An 18189-nucleotide genomic window follows, 5' to 3' on the forward strand; every position below is an offset into this window, starting at 1 on the left:
CGGGACGCGGGCGCCGGACGGAGCGTGGTCATGAGGCAGGATCCACCGGCACTAGGAGCTGGCCACATGACCGCACTCGCTGTCACCGAAGCCCCGCCCGCGCCCGCGGCGGACCCGGAGCCCGACCTGGTCTCGCGCTTCCTGGCCGGGGACGAGGACGGTATGGCAGCGGTCTACCGCCGCTGGGCCCCCCTCGTCCTGTCCCTGGCGCGGCAGTCGCTGGGGGACGGCGCGGAGGCCGAGGACGTCACCCAGACGGTGTTCCTCGCCGCCTGGCGCGGCCGCCACGGATACCGCCCGGCCCGCGGTCCGCTGCCCGCCTGGCTCGTGGGCATCGCCCGGCGCAAGATCGCCGACGCGCTGGCGGCCCGAACCCGGCGCTCGGACGTCACCGTCGCGGCGGCACGGGAGTCGGCCCGCCCGCAGGACCGGTCGTCCGCGCAGGACGCCGTCCTGAGCCGCGTGGACGTCACCCGGGAGCTGCGCCGCCTGCCCGAGGTGCAGCGGCGGGTCCTGTGCCTGGCCTTCTACGGCGACCTGACACAGACGCAGATCGCCCATGTGACGGGATGGCCGCTGGGTACGGTCAAGAGCCACGCCCGGCGTGGGCTGCTGCGCCTGGCGGGGAACCTGGACGTCGAGGCCGGGGAGCGAGCCCGCTGACCGGCCGGTTCGTTGAGCCGCCCCCAGGACGAAGGGAACCCCTGACCGCCGTGAACTCCTCCGCGCCCCCGCCCCCGGCCGCACCCGCTGTACCGGGCGACGCCGGTCTGACCACGGGCGTGCTGGCCCGCCGCCTCGGCGTGTCGCCCATGACCCTGCGCTCGTGGGACCGCCGCTACGGCATCGGACCGACGGCACGCACCGGTGGCGGCCACCGGCGCTGGACGGCGGCCGACGTGGCGACGGTCGAGGAGATGTGCCGGCTGACGGCGACCGGCGTCCCGCCCGCCGACGCGGCCCGCGCCGTCCTCGGCACCGCCGCCCGCCCGCTCCCCGCGGCGAAGGACGCCGCCGCTCCGCCGCCCGCACCGCCCCCGGGCGATCCCGGGCCGCCGGCGCCCTGCCCCTCGGCGATGTGCGCCAGGAGTGCCGCGGCCTGGCGCGGGCCGCCGTACGGCTGGACGCTCCCGCGCTCGAGAAGCAGCTCACCGCCGCCGTCGAGCGCCACGGCGTGGTCGCGGCCTGGCAGGAGGTGATGGCCCCCACCCTGCATGCCGTGGGACGCCGCTGGGCCTCCTCGGGCGACCAGTACGTGGAGGTGGAGCACCTGCTCTCCTGGCATGTCTCCACGGTGCTGCGCCGCTGCGTGCCGTCCGCCGCCGACCCGGTCTCCCCGGCGACCGGCTGCGTCCTGCTGGCCTGCGTACCCGGCGAGCAGCACACCCTGCCCCTGGAGGCGCTGCACGCGGCGCTCGGCCGTGCGGGGTTGCCGGCACGCATGCTGGGGGCGGCGGTGCCCGCCGAGGCGCTGGACGCGGCCGTGCGCCGGCTGGGCCCGGTGGCAGTCGTGCTGTGGGCCCAGGAGAGCGCACGGGCGGCCCCGGCGCTGGCCCGGCACATCGCCGCGACGCGCTGGGGCATGAAGGGCACCCGGCGCGGCCCCGCGGTGCTGCTGGGCGGCCCCGGCTGGAGCCCGTCCCAGCCGGCCGGTGTCCTCAGGCCGGCCGGACTGGCCCAGGCGGTGGAGGCGCTGCGCACGCTGTGCACCGCGGGGTGAGCAGGCGCCCACGTCCCCGCCGTCGCCCACGTCCCCGTCGCCCACGTCCCCGCCGCCCTCACGGCACCTCGCCGGCCCGCCGCCGCTCCTGCCGCAGCACCTCGTCCAGGTCACCGAGCCGGTCCAGGCCCTGCACCGCCCGCCGCACCCGGGCGTTGCCGGACAGCAGCCGCCGGTGCCGGTGCAGGAAGGCCCAGTACCCCGCGGCGTAGGGACAGGCGTGCGGGCCGGTGCGCTCGGTGGGCCGGTAGGCGCACCCGTCGCACAGATCGCTCATCCGGTGGATGTAGGCGCCGCCCGACGTGTACGGCTTGGTGGTCATCCGGCCGCCGTCCGCGTACTGGGACATGCCCACCACGTTCGGCACCATCACCCAGTCGTAGCCGTCGACGAAGCAGCGGTGGAACCAGTCGGTCACCGCGCCCGGGTCCCAGCCGCGCTGGAGCGCGTGGCTGCCCAGCACCATCAGCCGGGGGATGTGGTGCGTCCACCCGGTGTCGCGCACCTGGGCGAGCACGGTGGCCAGACAGTGCGCGGTGACCGCGTCCGCATCCAACTCGGCGAAGTAGTCGGGCAGTTGCGCCGTATGCCCGAGCGCGTTCCGGTGCCGGTAGTCCTCGCCGAAGTGCCAGTACAGCTGCCAGACGTACTCCCGCCAGCCCGCGATCTGCCGCACGAAGCCCTCCGCGCTGTTCACCGGCACGGCGCCCTCCCGCCAGGCCCGCTCGGCCCGCTCCACGCACTCCGCCGGGTGCAGCAGCCCCAGGTTCAGCGAGGACGACAGCAGGCTGTGGCTCATCACCGGATCGGCGGTGAGCATCGCGTCCTCGTACGGCCCGAAGGACGTCAGCCGGTGTGCCACGAAACGCCGCAGGGCCGACAGCGCCTCCCGCCGGGTGGCGGGGAAGCGGCGGGGGCCGTCCCGGCCGACGAAGCGCACGCCGTCCTCGCGCTCCCACCGGTCGAGGTCCTCGCGCACCTCCGCGTCGATGCCGTCCTCACGCGGACGGTACGGAGCCGGTACGTCGAGTTCCCGGGCGCCGCCCGGCGGGGGCTCGCGGTTGTCGTGGTCGTGGTTGAACCGGCCGCCCGCCGGGTGGTCGCCGTCCATCAGCAGGTCGTGCCCCTGGCGTACCCAGTGGTAGAAGTCCTCCTGGCGCAGCCGCCGTTCACCGCGTTCCCCGGCCCAGCCGGCGAACTCCTCGTGGGCCACCAGGAAGCCCCGGGCGGGCAGCACCCGCACCCGGGGCAGCGACCGCACCAGCCGGAGCGCCGCGTACGAGGTCGGATGGCACACCGTGACCGGCGCGTCCCCCACCGCCCGGCGCAGGCCCTCGCGGTAGGTCTCGGCCCGTACGTACGTCACCCGCTCGCCCAGTTCCGCCGCGCGGTGCCGCATCGCGGAGAGCACCAGATGCGCCTTGGCCCGGTGGAAGCGGCGCCGCCGGAAGACCGACCTGGCCTCGATCATCACCACGGGGGCCTCGCGGCCGGGTCCGTCCGCGCCGTCCGGGGTGAGGAAGTGCGGGCCGAGCTGGTCGCCGAAGAGCCAGTGCGGGGTGGTCATCGAGCTGCCTTTCACTGGGCGCGGTTACGGTGCGGGGCGAGACCGGCGGGCTTTCGGCGGGCGGACTTCCGGCGGCCTCAGGAACGCCCTCGGGCCCGCTTGAAGCGGTCCAGGCCCTCCGCGAGGGAGACCACCGGCTCCGGATAGCCGGTCCGGGAGCGCTCCGGCTCCGGAAGTTTCCACGGCTCGTGCACGGCCGCCCCCTCGATGTCCGCGAGTTCCGGCACCCACCGCCGCACATAGGCTCCGTCCGGGTCGTGGCGCTTGCCCTGGGCGAGGGGGTTGAGCACCCGGTTGGGCCGGGTGTCGGTGCCCGTGCCGGCCATCCACTGCCAGTTCAGCTGGTTGTTCGCCACGTCGCCGTCGACCAGCAGGTCCAGGAAGTGCCGGGCGCCCAGCCGCCAGTCGAGGTACAGCGTCTTGGTGAGGAAGCTCGCCGTCAGCAGGCGGCCCCGGTTGTGCATCCAGCCCTCCTGGCGCAGCTGCCGCATCGCCGCGTCCACCAGCGGATAGCCGGTGCGGCCCTGCCGCCACGCCTCGGCCTCCGCCGCCGCGTCCTTCCCGTCCCGCCACTGGTCGCGGTGCGTGCGGTAGTCGTGCGCGGCGGCGTCGGGGCGCGCGGCGAGCACCTGGCGATGGAAGTCGCGCCAGGCGATCTGCCGTACGAACGCCTCCGCGTCCGCGCCGCCGGTCGCGCGGGCCCGGCAGACCACCTCGACCGGTGACAGCGTGCCGAAATGCAGATGGGGGGAGAGCCGGGAGGTGGCGTCGCCCGCCAGGTCGTCGTGCCGTGACGCGTACGTGTGCACACCGGAGCGCAGCCACGCGGTGAACCGGCGCCGGCCCTCCGTCTCACCACCCGCGCACAGCTGCGGCGACACGCCGCTCACCTCGCCGCGTTCCGGCAGCGGGGCGGACCCCACCTCCGCGGGCACGGTGATCGCGCGCGGTGCGTCCAGCACGCCCCGCAGGGACTGTTCGGACCAGCGCCGGAAGTACGGCGTGAACACCGCGAAGTGGTCGGAGGAGGCCGGCGTCACCGCGCCCGCGGCCACGGCGGTGCCCACCGTGTCGTGCACGTACAGGCGCCGCCCGTCGGCCTCCAGGGCCCGGCGCAACCGCCGCTCGCGCACGCACGCGAAGGCGCTCGTGTCGCCCGCCATGTGCACCTCGTCGGCGTCCGCCTCGGCGGCCACCCGGCACACCTCCGTGACCGTGTCGCCCTCGCGCAGCACCAGCCGGCCGCCCCGCTCGCGCAGTCCCGCGTCCAGGTCCCGCAGGCAGTCGGCGAGGAACGCGAGCCGGTTCGGCACGGCGAAACCCGCTCGGTCCACGGCCGGGTCGCGCACGAAGAGCGGGATCACCTGGCCTCCTCCGTGCACGGCCGCGCGCAGCGGCGGGTGGTCCGACAGGCGCAGGTCGCAGGTGAACAGGACGATCGAGGTCTGCATGGGCTCGCTTCCACTTCCGGTGAGGTGAGTCTCGAACGGATTCGCCCCGACGGCCGGTCACGGATGCGGCGGGCCGCCGGTATTCCCCCGTTCTGGTGCAGACGCATCCGCGGCGGCGGATGGCGGGGAAGTGTGGAGGGCAGCGGGCGCCGGCGGAGGTGGCCGCTGCCGGAAGCGAGGCCGGTGCCGGCGCCCGGACGCGTGCCGGCGGTCGGCGCTGAAGGAACGAGGAGAGGTGATGGCCGTGGTGGACGGATCCGTGGTCGCGGACGTCGTCGTGGTGGGTGCCGGGGTCGCCGGACTGGCCTGCGCCCACGACCTGGCGGCCGCCGGGCTCGGCGTCACCGTGCTGGAGGCGGACGACGCGGTGGGCGGGCGGATGCGCACGGACCGCCTGGACGGCTTCACGGTGGACCGGGGTTTCCAGGTCGTCAACCCCGCCTACCCGCAGCTGCGCCGCCGCCTGCCCATGCGGTTCGTCGACCCGCGCCCCTTTCTGCCGGGCGTCCTGGTGCACACCGGTGACCGGCGCGTGCTGCTGGCCGACCCGCGCCGCCGCCCCGACACGGTGGCCGCACTGCTGACCGGGCGGTTCGCGGGGCCGCGCGACCTGATGGCGCTGGCCGCGCTCGGCGCCCGCGACGCGCTCGCCCCGGCCCGGACCCTCACACACGCACCCGAGCACACCACCCGCACCGCACTCGCCGACGCGGGTTTCTCCGAACCGTTCGTGGCGGACTTCTTCCGGCCGTTCCTCGCCGGGGTCTTCCTGGAGGACACCCTGGAGACGTCCAGCCGGGTGTTCCACCTCGTGTGGCGCAGCATGCTGCGCGGCGCCCTGTGCCTGCCGGCCTTCGGCGTGCAGTCCGTGCCCCGCGCCCTGGCCGCGGCCCTGCCCGAGGGCACCGTACGGCTCGGCACCCCCGTGTCCGGGCTCGCCGACCGGGGCGTGCTCACGGCGGACGGCAGGGAACTGCCCGCGCGCGCCGTCGTGGTGGCGACCGGCGCCGGTGCCGCCGCACGGCTGCTGCCCGGCCTGGCCGTGCCCGCCCACCGCACGGTCACCACGTACTACCACGTCGCCCCGCGTTCCCCCCTCAAGAAGCCCGTCCTGCTGGTCGACACCCGCCGCCGCGTGCTGAACACCTGCGTCCTCAGCGAGGTCGCCCCCGGGTACGCGCCGCGCGGCAGCGCCCTCGTCGCCACCTCGGTGCTGGGCGGCGACGAGGGCGGTGTGCGGTCGGCCGTGACCACGGCCCTGTCCGAGATGTACGACACCGACACCACCGCCTGGGACCTGCTGACCGCGCGCACCATCGAGGATGCGCTGCCCGCGATGCCGCCGCCCTGGCCGCTGACCCGCACCTGCCGTACCGGGCAGCGGCGTTACGTCTGCGGGGATCACCGGGGGACGGGTTCCGTCCAGGGCGCCCTCGCCTCGGGCGCGCGGGCGGCCCGGGAGGTGCTGGAGGACCTCGGCGGAAAGTGAGCGCGAGGCGGCGCGGCCGGACATCTTGCCGCCCGTCATCTTGTGCGGAACGGGAATTGCGGATAACCCTGACGCTGCGCCGCGCTTCCCACGCCCGTCGGGCACGGAGACAGCCCTCGTGCCTGGGACAGACAGGAACTGACCGTGCCCAGTGAGTCCGCAGCCGAGCCCGCCGAGCCGACCGCCCCCGCCGTACGCCCCCCGTCCGCGCTGCCCCCGGGCCGCCCGGCCGGCCAACTCCTGTCCGAGCTGCGCGACCTGCGGGCCGCGGACGCGCCGACCCGGGGCGGCCGGACGTTCGCCTACGTCTACGACGCGGGGCTGCCCGAGGTGGACGAGCTGACCGAGGCCGCGTACGGCGTGTTCGCCACGGTCAACGGCCTGGACCCGACGGTCTTCCCGAGCGTGGCCCGGCTGGAGAACGACGTGGTGGGCGCGGTCTCCGCGATCCTGGGGGTGCCCGGCGCGCAGGGCAGTTTCACCAGTGGCGGCACCGAGTCGATCCTGCTCGCCGTCAAGACTGCCCGGGACCACGCCCGTGCCGTGCGCGGGGTGACCCGGCCGCAGCTGGTGCTGCCCTCGACGGCCCACGCGGCCTTCCACAAGGCGGCCCACTACCTGGGGCTGGAGACGGTGGTGGTCCCGGTCGACCCGCTGACCTTCCGCGCCGACGCCCCGGCCATGGCGAGCGCGGTCACCGACCGCACCGCCCTGGTGGTCGCGTCGGCCCCGTCGTACGCGCACGGAGTGCTCGACCCGGTGGCCGAGATCGCCGCGGCCGCCGCGGCGCGGGGCGTGCTGTGCCATGTCGACGCGTGCGTCGGCGGCTGGTTCCTGCCGTTCCTCGCCCGCGCGGGGGTCCCGGTCGAACCGTTCGGCCTCTCGGTCCCGGGCGTCACCTCGATCTCGGTGGACCTGCACAAGTACGGCTACGCCCACAAGGGGGCCTCGGTCGTCCTGTACCGGGACGCCGGGCTGCGCCGCCACCAGTACTTCGCGTACGCGGGCTGGCCCGGCTATCCGGTGGTCAACCCGACCGCGCAGGGCACCAGATCCGGCGGGCTGCTGGCGCAGGCGTGGGCGGTGCTGCACCACCTCGGCCACGACGGGTACACCGCCCTGGCCCGCCGGGTGGCGCTGGCCGCGGACCGGCTGCTCCCCGGCCTGCGGGCGCTGGACGGCGTCCGGGTACTGGGCGAACCGGCGGGCAGCCTGATCGCGTTCACCGTGCACGGTCCGGACGGCACGCCCGATCTGGGGCTGGTGCTGCACATGGCGGACGAGATGCGGGAGCGCGGCTGGTATCTCCAGCCGCAGCTCTCCTGCGACGGTCTCCCGCCGAACCTGCATCTGACCCTGACCCCGGCGACCGGCGACCGGGTCGAACCACTGCTGGCGGACCTGGCCGAGTCACTGGTGGCGGCGCGCGCGTGCGAGCCGCCGGCCGTGGACCCGGCGCTGGCCGAACTGGCCGCCACGCTCGACCCCGACACCCTCACGCCTCAGGACGTGACGGGATTCCTGGCCTTCGCGGGGCTGGGCGGCGCACGGGGCCTGCCGTCGCGGACGGCGCCGGTACTGGCCCTGCTGGACACCCTGCCGTCCCGGCTGAAGGAGCGGATGCTGACGGAGTTCGTCGGGTCGCTCTTCCGTATCTGATCGCCCTTGCGCATCCGATCCGCCGTACGGCACCCGCACGCGTCAGGCGCGCCGGGGCCGGTCGCTCCGCGCCTGGTGGAAGGCGTCCGACATCGCCTCCGCGGCCCCGGACAGGACACCCTTGGCCGCACCGTGCCCGCCGGACTCCTTGAGCTTCCCGGGGAGTTCGGTGAGCCCGGCCGGCTTCCGCGGCCCCGATTCCAGGTCCAGCCGGTTGCACGCCTCGGCGAAGCGCAGGTACGTGTCGACGCTGGCGACCACGATCCGGATGTCGATCTTCAGGATCTCGATACCGACGAGGGAGACCCGCACGAACGCGTCGATCACCAGCCCCCGGTCGAGAATGAGCTCCAGCACGTCGTAGAGGCCACTGGAACCGCCACCGCCACCACCCTGTGTCGCCACGGTCATCACGACCAACTCCCTTTTCCCAGTCCGGATTTCCCGTCGACACCGCGCCGGCAGCGACGAAGGCTGCCTGTTCGTGTGACCCGGCCTTCCGCGATCAAACGTGTGTACGAGCAGGTCGGTGCGGCAATCGCGCGTGGAGCGGCGGAAACCGGCCGTCGCCGCGGCCGGCGTCCCGCGTGGGCGCGCGCGGCCGGACGACGGCGGTGCGGGTCAGCCCCGGTGGACCTCGGTGTCGCCGTTGACGGTGCGCAGAGTCAGCCGATGCCGGTGGTCGGTGGAGTCGGCGGCCGGAAGGTCCACGGTGGAGCGGCCGTTGACGGTGCTCGCGTCGGTCGCGTACGGCGGCGCGCCCGCCGGGAGGGTCACGCGCACGGAGCCGTTGCGGGTCACACCGTCGAGCGCGTCGGGCGAGGTCGTGCACAGCAGGTCGACGTCACCGTTGACCGTCTCGGCCCCCACCTCGCGCACCGCGAGGCCGGTCGCGCGGACGGAACCGTTACGGGTCACCAGGTGCTGACGGGCCCCCTTCGTGCCCGAATCCTGCACGGTGACATCACCGTTGACCGTGCTCAGGCTCAACTCGCCCCGCACATCGCTCACATCGATCCCGGCGTTGCGGGCCCGCACGGTGAGCGTCACCCCCGAGGGCACGTGAACCAGCGGCATTCCGCCGCAGTTGTCCCTGGCCCGGTCGTCGCCCTCGTCGCAGGGCAGGTCGAGGGTGTGCGTCCCGCCGTCCCCGTCCCAGCGGGCGAGGGTCCCGCCGTCCACCGACACGCTGCCGTCGTCCGTCCCGACGACCCGCACCCCGCCCTGGGTGGTGATGACGAGACGGCTGCCGTCCGCGAGCGCGGCCTTCTCGAACCCCCCTCCGCGCCCGCTGGGCACGGCCCCCGGCACGGCCGCCCGGTCACCGCCGCGGTCGCAGGCCGTCAGCGCGAGGAGCGGCACCAGCGCGCACCCGGCCCAGGCCACGCGCCCGCGACGGCGGGACTTTCGTACGGAGTTCGGATGGCTCGGCCTGCTCCACGATGACGTCATGGGTTGCGTGTGCCCGGGAGGGACGAGTTTCCCGCACGTCGATCCCGCACTGCGATCCAACTGCTCGACAGAGGAGCACTCTTGTCATGAGAGTCCACTTGCATGAAGAAGTGCGACCACCCTATATTCATGAGAGTCAACTCTCATGAAGGGCGTTCCCATGACCTCCCCTGTTCCCACCAGCAGCACCCGCACCGTCGACCTCCCCGGCGGCCTCTCCGTCACCATCGAGGAGCGCGGCACCAGTTCCGGCGGCAGGGGCTTCCTGCTGCTGCACGGCGGCGCGGGCCCCCGGACGATGACCGGGCTGGCCGAGGCGCTCGCCGAGCACGCGTACACCGTCGTTCCGACCCACCCGGGTTTCCAGGGGACGCCCCGTCCCGAGTGGTGCGATGCGCCGGCCGATCTCGCCGTCGCCTACTTGGACCTGCTCGACCTCCTCGGTCTGGACGAGGTCATGGTGATCGGCAGTTCGGTCGGCGGATGGATCGCCTCCGAGATGGCCCTGCGGGACACCAGGGGCCGGATAGGCAGTCTCACCCTGATCAACGCAGTGGGCATCCACGCGGTGCAGCAGCGGGACGCGGTCATCGACGTCCGCACCCTGGCGCCGGCCGAACTCGCTCAACTGTCCTTCGCCGACCCGGCCTTCCGCCCCGACTTCTCCTCCTTCAGCGACGAGCAGCGGGCGCAGGGGGCCGCCAACCAGCGGACCCTCGCGGTCTACGGGGGTGAGGAGTTCTCGTACGACCCGAAGCTGCGCGGCCGTCTGCACCGCGTGGACGTGCCGGTGCTGGTGGTCTGGGGCGAGCGGGACGGCATCGCCTCCACGGCCTATGGCCGCGGCTACGCCACGTCCTTCCCCCACGGACACTTCGCGCCCATCCCCGAGGCCGGGCACTTCCCGCACATCGAGCAGTTGGGGCGCACCCTCGGTGCCATCGGCGACTTCGCCGACACCGTGGTGAACCAGCCGTCCGCGGCCTGAGCCGAACGGGAGGCCCTAGTCGTACTCCGTGGCCGGCGTGGTCGCGTAACGGGCCATCACCCGCGCGGTGGCGGGACCCGTCAGCTCCCCGTCCCGCGTGGCCGTGTCGCGCAGGTCGCGGAAGTAGCGCACATACAGGTCGGGCGTGAAGGTGTTGACCATCACGAGGGGTTCGTCGCCCGGGTTGGCGAAGGTGTGCGGCACGCCGGGCGGCACCATCACCAGGGTTCCGGGCGGGGCCTCGTGGTCCTCGTGGCCCACGGTGAACCGGGCCGTGCCGGAGACCACGTAGAAGCCCTCGTCGTGTTCGGCGTGGCGGTGCTGGGGCGGTCCCGCGCTGTGCGGGGCGAGAGTGATCTCGCCGATTCCGAGGCGGTGCGCGGTCGTGCCGCCGTCCTCCAGGATGCGCACGCTCGCCGGTCCCAACTCGATCACCTCGCCCCCGTCAGGGGGAACGATCGCGACGCTGTTCATGACCCGACTCCTTCATGAGAGATCTCTCGCATGAAAATAGGTCGGTCGCATCATATGATGCAACCCTTCACGCACCTCTTGATCGCGGGTCGATCGCGGGAGAGATGCTCCCCGCCGCGGACCGAAAGGCCGACCCAATGACTTGGCAGCCCTCGCAGCCCTCGCGGACCTCGCAGCCCTCATCGGCCTCCGGCATGACCGGCCGCGCCAACCAGAAGCTCCGCACCCGGCGGGCGATCGTGCAGGCCGCGGCCGAACTGAGCCGTACCGGGCAGGAGGTGACGATGGCCGAGATCGCCGCGGCGGCCCTCGTGTCCGAGGCCACGGCCTACCGCTACTTCCCCGATCTGGTCAGCCTCCTCCAGGAGGCCATCGCCGGCCGGCTCCCCGAACCGGGGGAGGCGCTCGCCGGGGTCGAGCACTCCACCGATCCGGTGGAACGCGTCGCCGCCGCGACCGAGTTCCTGCTGCGCCACGTACTGGCCCGGCAGGGCGTGGTCCGCGCCATGATCGCCGGAACCGTCGCCCGCCCCGAGCGGTCCGCCCGTCCCGGACTGCGGTTCGGGCTGATCGAGCACGCGCTGGCCCCGGGGGCCGAGGCGATGGACCCCGCCGCTCTGGAACAGCTCAAGCGCGGCCTCGCGGTGGTGGTCAGCGCCGAGGCGCTCTTCAACCTCACCGACCTGTACGGCCTGGACCCGGAGGAGGCCATCGCCAGCGTCGTGGCCACCGCGGCGTCCCTCACCCGTGCCGCCCTGCGGCAGAACCGCTGAGCGTCCCGGGATCTCAGCCGCCGTGTCGCGGCTCGCTCTCCAGGAGGGCCCGGAAGCTGCGCGGAGGCCGGCCGGTCAGGCGCTCGACCGTGTCGGTGACGCGGTCCTCCGCCCCCTCGGCGATGGCGCGGTCCATGCCGGCCAGGATCTCCGCGAACTCCAGCGGCAGTTGGGCCGCGAGCCGGTCGCGCATGTGCGCGTAGGACAGCCGGCGGTGCACCACGGGCCGGCCGGTGACCTCGGTGAGGGTCGCGGCGATGTCGTCATAGCCGAGCGTCTCGGGTCCGGTGAGGACGAGGTCGGTGTCGGGGGCCCGCTCGTCGGTCAGGGCGCGCACGGCCACCGCCGCGATGTCCTCGGCGTCGACGAAACCGACCCGGCCGGCTCCCGTGGCGGTCCAGAGCGTGCCTTCCTCGCGGATGCTGCGGCTGTGCGCGTGCGCGCCGGTGAAGTTCTGCATGAACCATGAGGGCCGGAGAACCGCCCATTGGCCGAACAGGCCGGGCAGGGCCTGGTGCACCAGGCCCACCGCCGGGCCGCCCTCGGGAATCGCCGACGAGCTCAGCAGGACCGCTCGGCGTACCCCCGCGGCGCGGGCCTGTCGGAGGAACGGCAGCATGAGCGGCGCGGGGTCGGGCTCTCCCGGAGGCGGTACGAGGTAGACGCGGTCGACTCCGTCGAGGGCCGCCGCGTGGGTGGCGGGCTCGTACCAGTCGAAGGCGACCGGCTCGGCGCCGGCGACCGGGGTGCCGCGGCGGCCGGCGGCCCTGACGCGGTGGCCCGCGGCCGTCAGCCGCGCGGCGGTACGGCTGCCGGTGGTGCCCGTGGCGCCGATGACCAAGGTGGTCCCGGTGGAGGTCATCGGCTGCTCCCGGTGAAGTCGGTGCCGGGCTCCTGGACGGCGAGGGGGTTCCAGTAGTCGCGGTACGAGGTGAAGCGTCCGTCCCGAACGGTCACGACGGCGATGTACGTCATGTCGAAGGGGGCGCCGGTCTCCACCATGCGGCCGACGCCGCGCATCTCGACCACGATCGTCCCCGGCTCGGTGGTCTGGTGGATGCGCAGATCGGGGAAGTCGTGCAGATCGATGTGGTCGGGATAGTGGCGCATATAGGCGGCGACGGCCTCCTTGCCCTCCAGGCGCCGGGGCCGATCCGCCGGGGCGAAGGGGAACTCCATGAGGCCGTCCTCGGCCCACAGCGCCACCCAGGCGGGAATGTCCTTGTCGAGCAGCAGTCGCAGGCTGTGGCGGTACAGATCCGCCGGGGACGTCGGTGCGGACATGGGTGTCCTCCAGCTCGTAGAATACGGACCGTGGGTCCGTTTTTACGATACGGACCACGGGTCCGCTTTGCAAACGAGGGAGCACCATGAAGGAAGGAGCGGCATGACGGAGCGCAGGTCCCGCAAGGACGCGGCCCGCAACCGGGAGGTCGTGCTCGCGGCCGCGGACGGCCTCTTCACCCGCTGCGGCAGTCCCGAGGACGTCACGATGGCCGATGTCGCGGCCGCGGCCGGGGTCGGCAAGGGCACGATCTTCCGGGCCTTCGGCGATCGCGCCGGGCTGCTCCGCGCGTTGTACGAGGTGCGGCTCGAACCGGTCAGGGAGGCCGTCGAGACCGGCCCGCCGCCCCTGGGGCCCGCGGCCGCACCGGGGGAGCGCGTACCCGCGCTGCTCGATGCCGTCCTGTGCTTCAAACTCGACAACCGGCGCCTCGCGCTGGCTCTGGAGGAAGGCGGGAGCGGCAGCCCGTACCGGGCGGAGCACTACGAACGGTGGCACGGCCTGCTCCGGGCCGTGCTGGAACAGATCCCCGGCCTGGCCGACGGCGACTTCATCGCCCATGCCCTGCTCGCCGCCACCCGGGCCGATCTGGTGGAGCACCTGGCCGGAGAGGAGCGGGTACCGAGGGAGAAGATGCGGGCGCAGCTGGCGGACTTCGCCGCCAGGCTGCTGGCCTCCGGGCCGTCAGAAGGCGTGGCCGCGCGGGAGTGAGCGAGGATCGGGCGAGTCCGTACGAGTCGACGCGTCGGCGAAGAGCGTCCAACGGCGTCGACTCGGACAGGACTCGATCAACGGGCGTGCTCGGTCGGGCGGTCCGTGTCCGCGTGCGCGGCTCCGCCGTGCCACCGGGTGCGGGCCGCCCAGGCCACCGCGCCGAGGGCGAAGCCGTACACGGAGACCAGGCCGTGACCGTTGTCCTGCGCGAGCCACATCGCCAGGCCCAGCACCGGGACGCCGATCGCCAGGGCGAGTTCCTTGGGGAGGCGGGTGCGGGTGAGGAAGGCCAGGGCGAGGGTGGCGCCGAGGAAGTAGGTGGCGCCGGAGCTGCCCGCGAAGTTCCGGGGGTCGGTGCTGGGGCCGTCGCCGAAGCCGAGCAGCGTGTCGATCCGGCCCGGCAGCACGATGCCGGCCAGGAAGAAGCCGAAGGTCAGCGTGCCGCCCCAGTACCACTGGGCGAGCGCGGCGACGATGGCGAGAGTGACGAGGTTCCACAGGTCGCCGAAGACGCCGCCGTTCTGCATGAACACCGAGGTGAACTCGCGCCACCAGCCGGACTTCGCGGGGTCCGCGTCCAGCGCGTCCATGGCACCGGACCAGACCAGCTGGAGCAGCACACCGCCGACGGCGATCGCGGTCAGGGTGACCGCCGCCCACGGGATCGGGCGCCCGCGCAGCGTGTCCCGGCCGACCACCCCCAGACCGCAGTTGACCATCATGACCATCAGCGCAGCCGTGGTCACGTTGAAGACGATCGCCCCCATGCCTGCCACTCCCCCCGGTTTCCGGTGTTTCCAACACCGTTCGAAATCTGACGGCGCAAAACTAACACAGTTTTCGAACGGTGTTGGAAAACGCTGTACGGTGAACTCATGAAGCTCACCAAGGAGCGCATCGTCGACGCGGGCATGGCCGTCTTCGCGGAGGCCGGCTACCAGAACCTGTCCATGCGCCAGGTCGCCGACCGCCTCGACGCCCACGCCGGCAGCCTCTACTACCACGTGCGCGGCAAGGAGGAACTGCTCGCTCTGCTGGCCGACCGGGTCTGCCGCCGCGCCCACGACGCGGGCACCGACGCCCTGGCCGCACTGCCGTCCACCGCCACCTGGCAGGACCGGGTCGAAGCCCAGGCCACCACCCTGCGCGCGGAGATCAAACAGCACCCCGGGGGCGCCCAACTCCTCGCCGAGAGCCCCGGCATGCTCAGCACCGGCGCGTTCCTGCTGATGGAACGCCTGCTGCGCACCCTGCTCGACGGCGGACTTCCCGCCGCCCACTGCGGCATCGCCGCCGACACCCTGCTCAGCCACGTCACCGGGTTCGTGCTCCAGGAACAGAACCGGCCGGCCGCCCCGCCGACCGTCACCGCCGGTCAGTACGCCGATCTGCGCGAGCGATTCCCGCTCGTCATGGGCGACTTGATCCCGCGACTCAGCCACGGCGAGAAGTTCGTCCGCAGCATCCGCCTGCTCTGCACGGGCTTCACGGCGCTTCACTAGCGGGCAGCCGCTGCTCGGTCCAGATGGTTTTGCCGCCGCCGGTGCGGCGGGTGCCCCAGCGGTCGCTGAGCCGGGCCACCAGGAGCAGTCCCCGGCCGCCTTCGTCGGTGGTCCGGGGGTGGCGCACATGCGGGGCCGCGCTGTTGCCGTCGGTGACCTCGCAGATCAGGCAGCGGTCCCGGATCAGCCGTACCTGAATGGTGCCGTGCGCGTACCGGATGGCGTTGGTGACCAGCTCGCTGACGATCATCTCGGTCGTGAACACGAGATCGGACAACCCCCAGCTGGCGAGCTGCCGTTCGGCCAGGGTACGCGCGGTGGCCACGATCGCCGGGTCGCTGGGGAAGGTCCAGGAGGCCAGCTGGTCGTCGTGCAGGGCGCGGGTCCGGGCGAGGAGGAGTACGACGTTCTCCCCGGTCCGTCCGGACAGCTGCGCGTAGATCACCGCGTCGCACGCCTCCCGCACGCTCGGGTGCCGCTGTACCAGGACGCGGCGCAGCCGCGCGTCCTGCGCACCGTCCTGCGGCCCGCCGACCAGCCCCTCGGTGTAGAGGGCGATCAGGCTCCCCTCCGGCAGCTCGGTCTCCCATGTCTCGTAGGACGGTCCGTCGACGCCCAGCGGCGGACCGCACGGCGCGTCGGCGGGTGCCACATGCCCGTCGGGCCCGACGAGCAGCGGCGCGGGATGTCCGGCGCGGGCCGTGACCAGGCGCCGGTTCACCGGGTCGTAGACCGCGTAGGCGCAGGTGGCGGTGGTGGGCCGGACCTCCAGCGGGTCGTTGGCGAGGGCCGGGTAGCCTTCCTCGGCGAGTTCGAGCACCAGGTCGCCCAGGTGCGCCAGGACCTCGTCGGGGGCCAGGTCCAGGGCGGCCAGGCTGTGGATCGCGGCGCGCAGCCGGCCCATGCTCGCCACGGCGCGCATGCCGTGCCCCGCCACATCGCCGACCACCAGCGCGGTCCGCGCGCCGGACAGCGGGATGACGTCGTACCACGGGCCGCCCGCGTGCCCGGGCAGATAGCTGAACGCCGCCTCGACGGCGTTCTGCGCGGGCAGCCGGCCGGGCAGCAGGCTGTTCTGGAGGACGAGCGCGGCGGTGTGCTCGCGGGTGTAGCGGCGGGCGTTGTCCAGGCCCAGGGCGGTGTACGCGGCGAGTTCCGCGGCGATGGTCAGATCGCCGTCGTCGAACGGCGCGGCGGTCACGGAACGGTAGAAACCGGCCATGCCGAGCACCACCCCGCGGGCGGTCAGTGGCACCACCATCATCGAGTGCACCCGCCCGGCGCGCATACGCTCGGCGCGCAGCGGATCGTGCGCCAGCCATTCCCCGTCCTCGACCTCCCGGATCAGCCGGGGCCGCAGATCGGCCAGGCACTGGGTGAGCGGCGTCGGAAAGCGGTACGAGGCCCGCTCACCGACGGCGTAGGCGGGCTGAAGTCCGGCGGCCCCGATGGTGCGGAACGCGGTGCGGCAGAAGGTCGTCTCGGGGGGCACCGGACCGGGCTCGGGTGCCTCGCCCCGGTGGACGGAGTCGAGCACGTCCACGCTGACGGCGTCGGCCACACGGCCCACCGCGGTCTCGGCCAGTTCCTCCGCGGTGCGCGCCAGATCGAGGGTCGTGCCGATGCGCGTGCTGGCGTCGTTGAGGAGTTCCAGGCGGGCCCGGTACCGGTGGCGCTCGGTGATGTCGATGGCCAGCGTCGCCACGCCGAGGGGCTCTCCTCCGGGGCCGCACAGCCGGAAGGCCGACAGGGAGAACGTGTGTTCGCCGTGGGGGTCGGCGGGCGGGTACCCGGGCTGGACGAAGTCGATGACGGGCTCGCCCGTGCCCAGGACCTCCCGCAGCAGGCGCTCGGTGGTGTCGGTCACCAAGGTCGGCGCGACCTCACGGGCCGGTCTCCCGACGACGCCCTCGGCGGGAACGCCGCGCATCCCGGGCGAGGCGATGTTGAACCGCATCAGGCGCAGGTCGGTGTCGAGGACGTGCAGTCCGACCGGTGACTCGGTCAGCAGCGCGTCGAGGATCGCCCGGTCGAACGCGCACGGGCAGGTGTCGCGCGCGGGGGTGAGGAAGACGGCCCATGCCGCCCGGCCCCCGGCGGTCCGGTGGGGGCACATCCACCATGCGACCTCCACGGGCGGCCCGGACCGGCCGCGCAGGCGCACCCGGCAGCCGTCGCAAGCGGGCGGGGCGTGGGGGAGACCCGCCCCCTCGGCCGGTTCCGGCCGGACGAGGAGCGACGACAGGGGCCGTCCCACCATGTCCTCGGACCGGTGGCCGAGCAGCCGCTCCGCCTCCGGGCTCCACTCGGTGATCGTCTCGTCGGCGGCCAGGAGAATCCTGGCCCGCGGGGTCACCGGTACGTCGCCGCTCCGCCCCGCGTCCGCCGTGGTCATGGCAACCCTCCCGTCCCGGAGGAGGCCGGCGTCACCCGCTCGTCGTCCACGTCCAGGGTGGCAGACGAACGGGCCGCCCGCTCGGTGTCACCGGCGGTGACGCCGGCCGCTCGCCCAGGTCGGATGCCGGGGCGTCCGTACGCTGCGACGACATCAGGCCGACTATGCGTGACAGCCGCCGCGCGCACCGCAACCGCCCATAGGGTCGGGCCAGTTGACGGGAAGGAAACGAGATGTCCCTTGACCTGGCCGAGCTGACGCGTTTTGGCCGTGCGCTGGAGGAGGCGCACGCGCTGCTGGAGACCGACCGCAAGCGCCTTGAGCAGCAGTGCGAACGGAACTCGTACGCCGATGCCACGGCGGGCAGTCCGACACAGACGCTGTACGGCGTCACGCTGCTGTCCGGGGCCATGTCCCAGGCGCTCACCCGGGTCGCCCTGGCCGCCGGCTACACCTCTCTCGGCATGGACAGGCGGGCCGAACACGAGCTGGTCACGGCGCGGATGTACCCGGTGGGCTTCCCGTCCGGTGCGGACCGCATGGCGCGTCCGCTGGGCGAAGCCACCGTACAGGCCATGGAATTGATCCGGGACCTCGGCTTCTTCGAGGCGGAGATCTCCATCGCGGTCGACGTGGCCCTCGCCGCCCCGCAGGCGACCTACCCGCCGGCCGACTGGGACGCGTACGGGCGGCAGCGGCGCACCTGGACCGAATGACGCG

17 protein-coding genes and 1 pseudogene are annotated in these 18189 nt (G+C 73.6%); 9 read left to right on the forward strand and 9 right to left on the reverse strand.

Features of this window, described 5'->3' with window-relative positions:
* Positions 1 to 66 precede the first annotated feature (66 nt).
* A complete protein-coding gene (locus GHR20_RS34725; protein ID WP_153815500.1) occupies positions 67 to 663 on the forward strand; it encodes a sigma-70 family RNA polymerase sigma factor in 597 nt (198 codons plus the stop codon).
* Positions 664 to 812: 149 nt separating this feature from the next.
* Positions 813 to 1720: pseudogene (locus GHR20_RS34730) on the forward strand (B12-binding domain-containing protein).
* A gap of 58 nt (positions 1721 to 1778) precedes the next feature.
* On the opposite strand, the gene GHR20_RS34735 reads toward GHR20_RS34730, so the two are convergent.
* Positions 1779 to 3287, reverse strand: a complete 1509-nt coding sequence (locus GHR20_RS34735) for a cryptochrome/photolyase family protein (protein WP_153815501.1) — start codon at positions 3285 to 3287, stop codon at positions 1779 to 1781.
* 77 nt (positions 3288 to 3364) lie between these two features.
* Positions 3365 to 4738 carry a deoxyribodipyrimidine photo-lyase gene (locus GHR20_RS34740; RefSeq protein ID WP_153815502.1) on the reverse strand — a complete coding sequence of 458 codons (1374 nt, stop codon included), beginning with the start codon at positions 4736 to 4738 and terminating at the stop codon, positions 3365 to 3367.
* Between the two features lie 238 nt (positions 4739 to 4976).
* On the opposite strand from GHR20_RS34740, the gene GHR20_RS34745 reads away from it, so the two are divergent.
* Both GHR20_RS34745 and GHR20_RS34750 read left to right on the forward strand, forming a co-directional pair.
* A complete protein-coding gene (locus GHR20_RS34745; protein ID WP_153815503.1) occupies positions 4977 to 6227 on the forward strand; it encodes an NAD(P)/FAD-dependent oxidoreductase in 1251 nt (416 codons plus the stop codon).
* 210 nt (positions 6228 to 6437) lie between these two features.
* The gene (locus GHR20_RS34750) at positions 6438 to 7886 is read left to right on the forward strand and encodes an aminotransferase class V-fold PLP-dependent enzyme (RefSeq protein ID WP_243878426.1); all 1449 of its coding nucleotides are present in this window, start codon (positions 6438 to 6440) and stop codon (positions 7884 to 7886) included.
* A gap of 42 nt (positions 7887 to 7928) precedes the next feature.
* Here the strand turns inward: GHR20_RS34750 and gvpJ are convergent, their stop codons facing one another.
* On the reverse strand, positions 7929 to 8297 hold the full coding sequence (gene gvpJ / locus GHR20_RS34755; protein ID WP_153815505.1) for a gas vesicle protein GvpJ: 369 nt from the start codon (positions 8295 to 8297) through the stop codon (positions 7929 to 7931).
* 210 nt (positions 8298 to 8507) lie between these two features.
* On the reverse strand, positions 8508 to 9338 hold the full coding sequence (locus GHR20_RS34760; protein ID WP_153815506.1) for a DUF4097 family beta strand repeat-containing protein: 831 nt from the start codon (positions 9336 to 9338) through the stop codon (positions 8508 to 8510).
* A 160-nt stretch (positions 9339 to 9498) separates the two neighbouring features.
* Between GHR20_RS34760 and GHR20_RS34765 the strand changes: the two genes are divergently transcribed.
* Positions 9499 to 10326 (forward strand): alpha/beta hydrolase, encoded by an 828-nt coding sequence (locus tag GHR20_RS34765; RefSeq protein WP_153815507.1) that lies wholly within the window; start codon positions 9499 to 9501, stop codon positions 10324 to 10326.
* 15 nt (positions 10327 to 10341) lie between these two features.
* Here GHR20_RS34765 and GHR20_RS34770 read toward each other — a convergent pair whose 3' ends face one another.
* On the reverse strand, positions 10342 to 10800 hold the full coding sequence (locus tag GHR20_RS34770; protein WP_153815508.1) for a cupin domain-containing protein: 459 nt from the start codon (positions 10798 to 10800) through the stop codon (positions 10342 to 10344).
* Positions 10801 to 10937: 137 nt separating this feature from the next.
* Between GHR20_RS34770 and GHR20_RS34775 the strand changes: the two genes are divergently transcribed.
* Positions 10938 to 11573, forward strand: coding sequence for a TetR/AcrR family transcriptional regulator (locus GHR20_RS34775; RefSeq protein WP_153815509.1), 636 nt, complete (start codon positions 10938 to 10940; stop codon positions 11571 to 11573).
* 13 nt (positions 11574 to 11586) lie between these two features.
* Here GHR20_RS34775 and GHR20_RS34780 read toward each other — a convergent pair whose 3' ends face one another.
* A complete protein-coding gene (locus GHR20_RS34780) occupies positions 11587 to 12435 on the reverse strand; it encodes an NAD(P)H-binding protein (RefSeq protein WP_153815510.1) in 849 nt (282 codons plus the stop codon).
* Positions 12432 to 12857, reverse strand: a complete 426-nt coding sequence (locus GHR20_RS34785; protein WP_148023472.1) for a nuclear transport factor 2 family protein — start codon at positions 12855 to 12857, stop codon at positions 12432 to 12434. Before GHR20_RS34785 ends, GHR20_RS34780 begins: the two co-directional genes overlap by 4 nt.
* Before the next feature lie 103 nt (positions 12858 to 12960).
* On the opposite strand from GHR20_RS34785, the gene GHR20_RS34790 reads away from it, so the two are divergent.
* Positions 12961 to 13569, forward strand: coding sequence for a TetR family transcriptional regulator (locus GHR20_RS34790; protein ID WP_153815511.1), 609 nt, complete (start codon positions 12961 to 12963; stop codon positions 13567 to 13569).
* 77 nt (positions 13570 to 13646) lie between these two features.
* Here the strand turns inward: GHR20_RS34790 and GHR20_RS34795 are convergent, their stop codons facing one another.
* Complete coding sequence (locus tag GHR20_RS34795; protein WP_111582899.1) at positions 13647 to 14339, reverse strand: hypothetical protein; 693 nt, start codon at positions 14337 to 14339, stop codon at positions 13647 to 13649.
* A 108-nt stretch (positions 14340 to 14447) separates the two neighbouring features.
* Between GHR20_RS34795 and GHR20_RS34800 the strand changes: the two genes are divergently transcribed.
* Positions 14448 to 15074 carry a TetR family transcriptional regulator gene (locus tag GHR20_RS34800; protein ID WP_153815512.1) on the forward strand — a complete coding sequence of 209 codons (627 nt, stop codon included), beginning with the start codon at positions 14448 to 14450 and terminating at the stop codon, positions 15072 to 15074.
* On the opposite strand, the gene GHR20_RS34805 is transcribed toward GHR20_RS34800, so the two are convergent.
* On the reverse strand, positions 15058 to 17469 hold the full coding sequence (locus GHR20_RS34805; protein WP_153815513.1) for a SpoIIE family protein phosphatase: 2412 nt from the start codon (positions 17467 to 17469) through the stop codon (positions 15058 to 15060). The genes GHR20_RS34800 and GHR20_RS34805 overlap by 17 nt on opposite strands.
* Before the next feature lie 233 nt (positions 17470 to 17702).
* Between GHR20_RS34805 and GHR20_RS34810 the strand changes: the two genes are divergently transcribed.
* The gene (locus GHR20_RS34810; RefSeq protein ID WP_148023468.1) at positions 17703 to 18185 is read left to right on the forward strand and encodes a hypothetical protein; all 483 of its coding nucleotides are present in this window, start codon (positions 17703 to 17705) and stop codon (positions 18183 to 18185) included.
* The last annotated feature ends 4 nt before the right edge of the window (positions 18186 to 18189 follow it).

It is taken from the genome of Streptomyces sp. SUK 48 (assembly GCF_009650765.1).
Lineage (GTDB): Bacteria > Actinomycetota > Actinomycetes > Streptomycetales > Streptomycetaceae > Streptomyces.

Bases quoted from the DNA above. Each gene is read 5' to 3' on its own strand.
- GHR20_RS34725 (WP_153815500.1), top strand. From the start codon at position 67: ATGACCGCACTCGCTGTCACCGAAGCCCCGCCCGCGCCCGCGGCGGAC.
- GHR20_RS34735 (WP_153815501.1), bottom strand. From the start codon at position 3,287: ATGACCACCCCGCACTGGCTCTTCGGCGACCAGCTCGGCCCGCACTTC.
- GHR20_RS34740 (WP_153815502.1), bottom strand. From the start codon at position 4,738: ATGCAGACCTCGATCGTCCTGTTCACCTGCGACCTGCGCCTGTCGGAC.
- GHR20_RS34745 (WP_153815503.1), top strand. From the start codon at position 4,977: ATGGCCGTGGTGGACGGATCCGTGGTCGCGGACGTCGTCGTGGTGGGT.
- gvpJ (WP_153815505.1), bottom strand. From the start codon at position 8,297: ATGACCGTGGCGACACAGGGTGGTGGCGGTGGCGGTTCCAGTGGCCTC.
- GHR20_RS34760 (WP_153815506.1), bottom strand. From the start codon at position 9,338: ATGACGTCATCGTGGAGCAGGCCGAGCCATCCGAACTCCGTACGAAAG.
- GHR20_RS34765 (WP_153815507.1), top strand. From the start codon at position 9,499: ATGACCTCCCCTGTTCCCACCAGCAGCACCCGCACCGTCGACCTCCCC.
- GHR20_RS34770 (WP_153815508.1), bottom strand. From the start codon at position 10,800: ATGAACAGCGTCGCGATCGTTCCCCCTGACGGGGGCGAGGTGATCGAG.
- GHR20_RS34775 (WP_153815509.1), top strand. From the start codon at position 10,938: ATGACTTGGCAGCCCTCGCAGCCCTCGCGGACCTCGCAGCCCTCATCG.
- GHR20_RS34780 (WP_153815510.1), bottom strand. From the start codon at position 12,435: ATGACCTCCACCGGGACCACCTTGGTCATCGGCGCCACGGGCACCACC.
- GHR20_RS34785 (WP_148023472.1), bottom strand. From the start codon at position 12,857: ATGTCCGCACCGACGTCCCCGGCGGATCTGTACCGCCACAGCCTGCGA.
- GHR20_RS34790 (WP_153815511.1), top strand. From the start codon at position 12,961: ATGACGGAGCGCAGGTCCCGCAAGGACGCGGCCCGCAACCGGGAGGTC.
- GHR20_RS34795 (WP_111582899.1), bottom strand. From the start codon at position 14,339: ATGGGGGCGATCGTCTTCAACGTGACCACGGCTGCGCTGATGGTCATG.
- GHR20_RS34800 (WP_153815512.1), top strand. From the start codon at position 14,448: ATGAAGCTCACCAAGGAGCGCATCGTCGACGCGGGCATGGCCGTCTTC.
- GHR20_RS34805 (WP_153815513.1), bottom strand. From the start codon at position 17,469: ATGACCACGGCGGACGCGGGGCGGAGCGGCGACGTACCGGTGACCCCG.
- GHR20_RS34810 (WP_148023468.1), top strand. From the start codon at position 17,703: ATGTCCCTTGACCTGGCCGAGCTGACGCGTTTTGGCCGTGCGCTGGAG.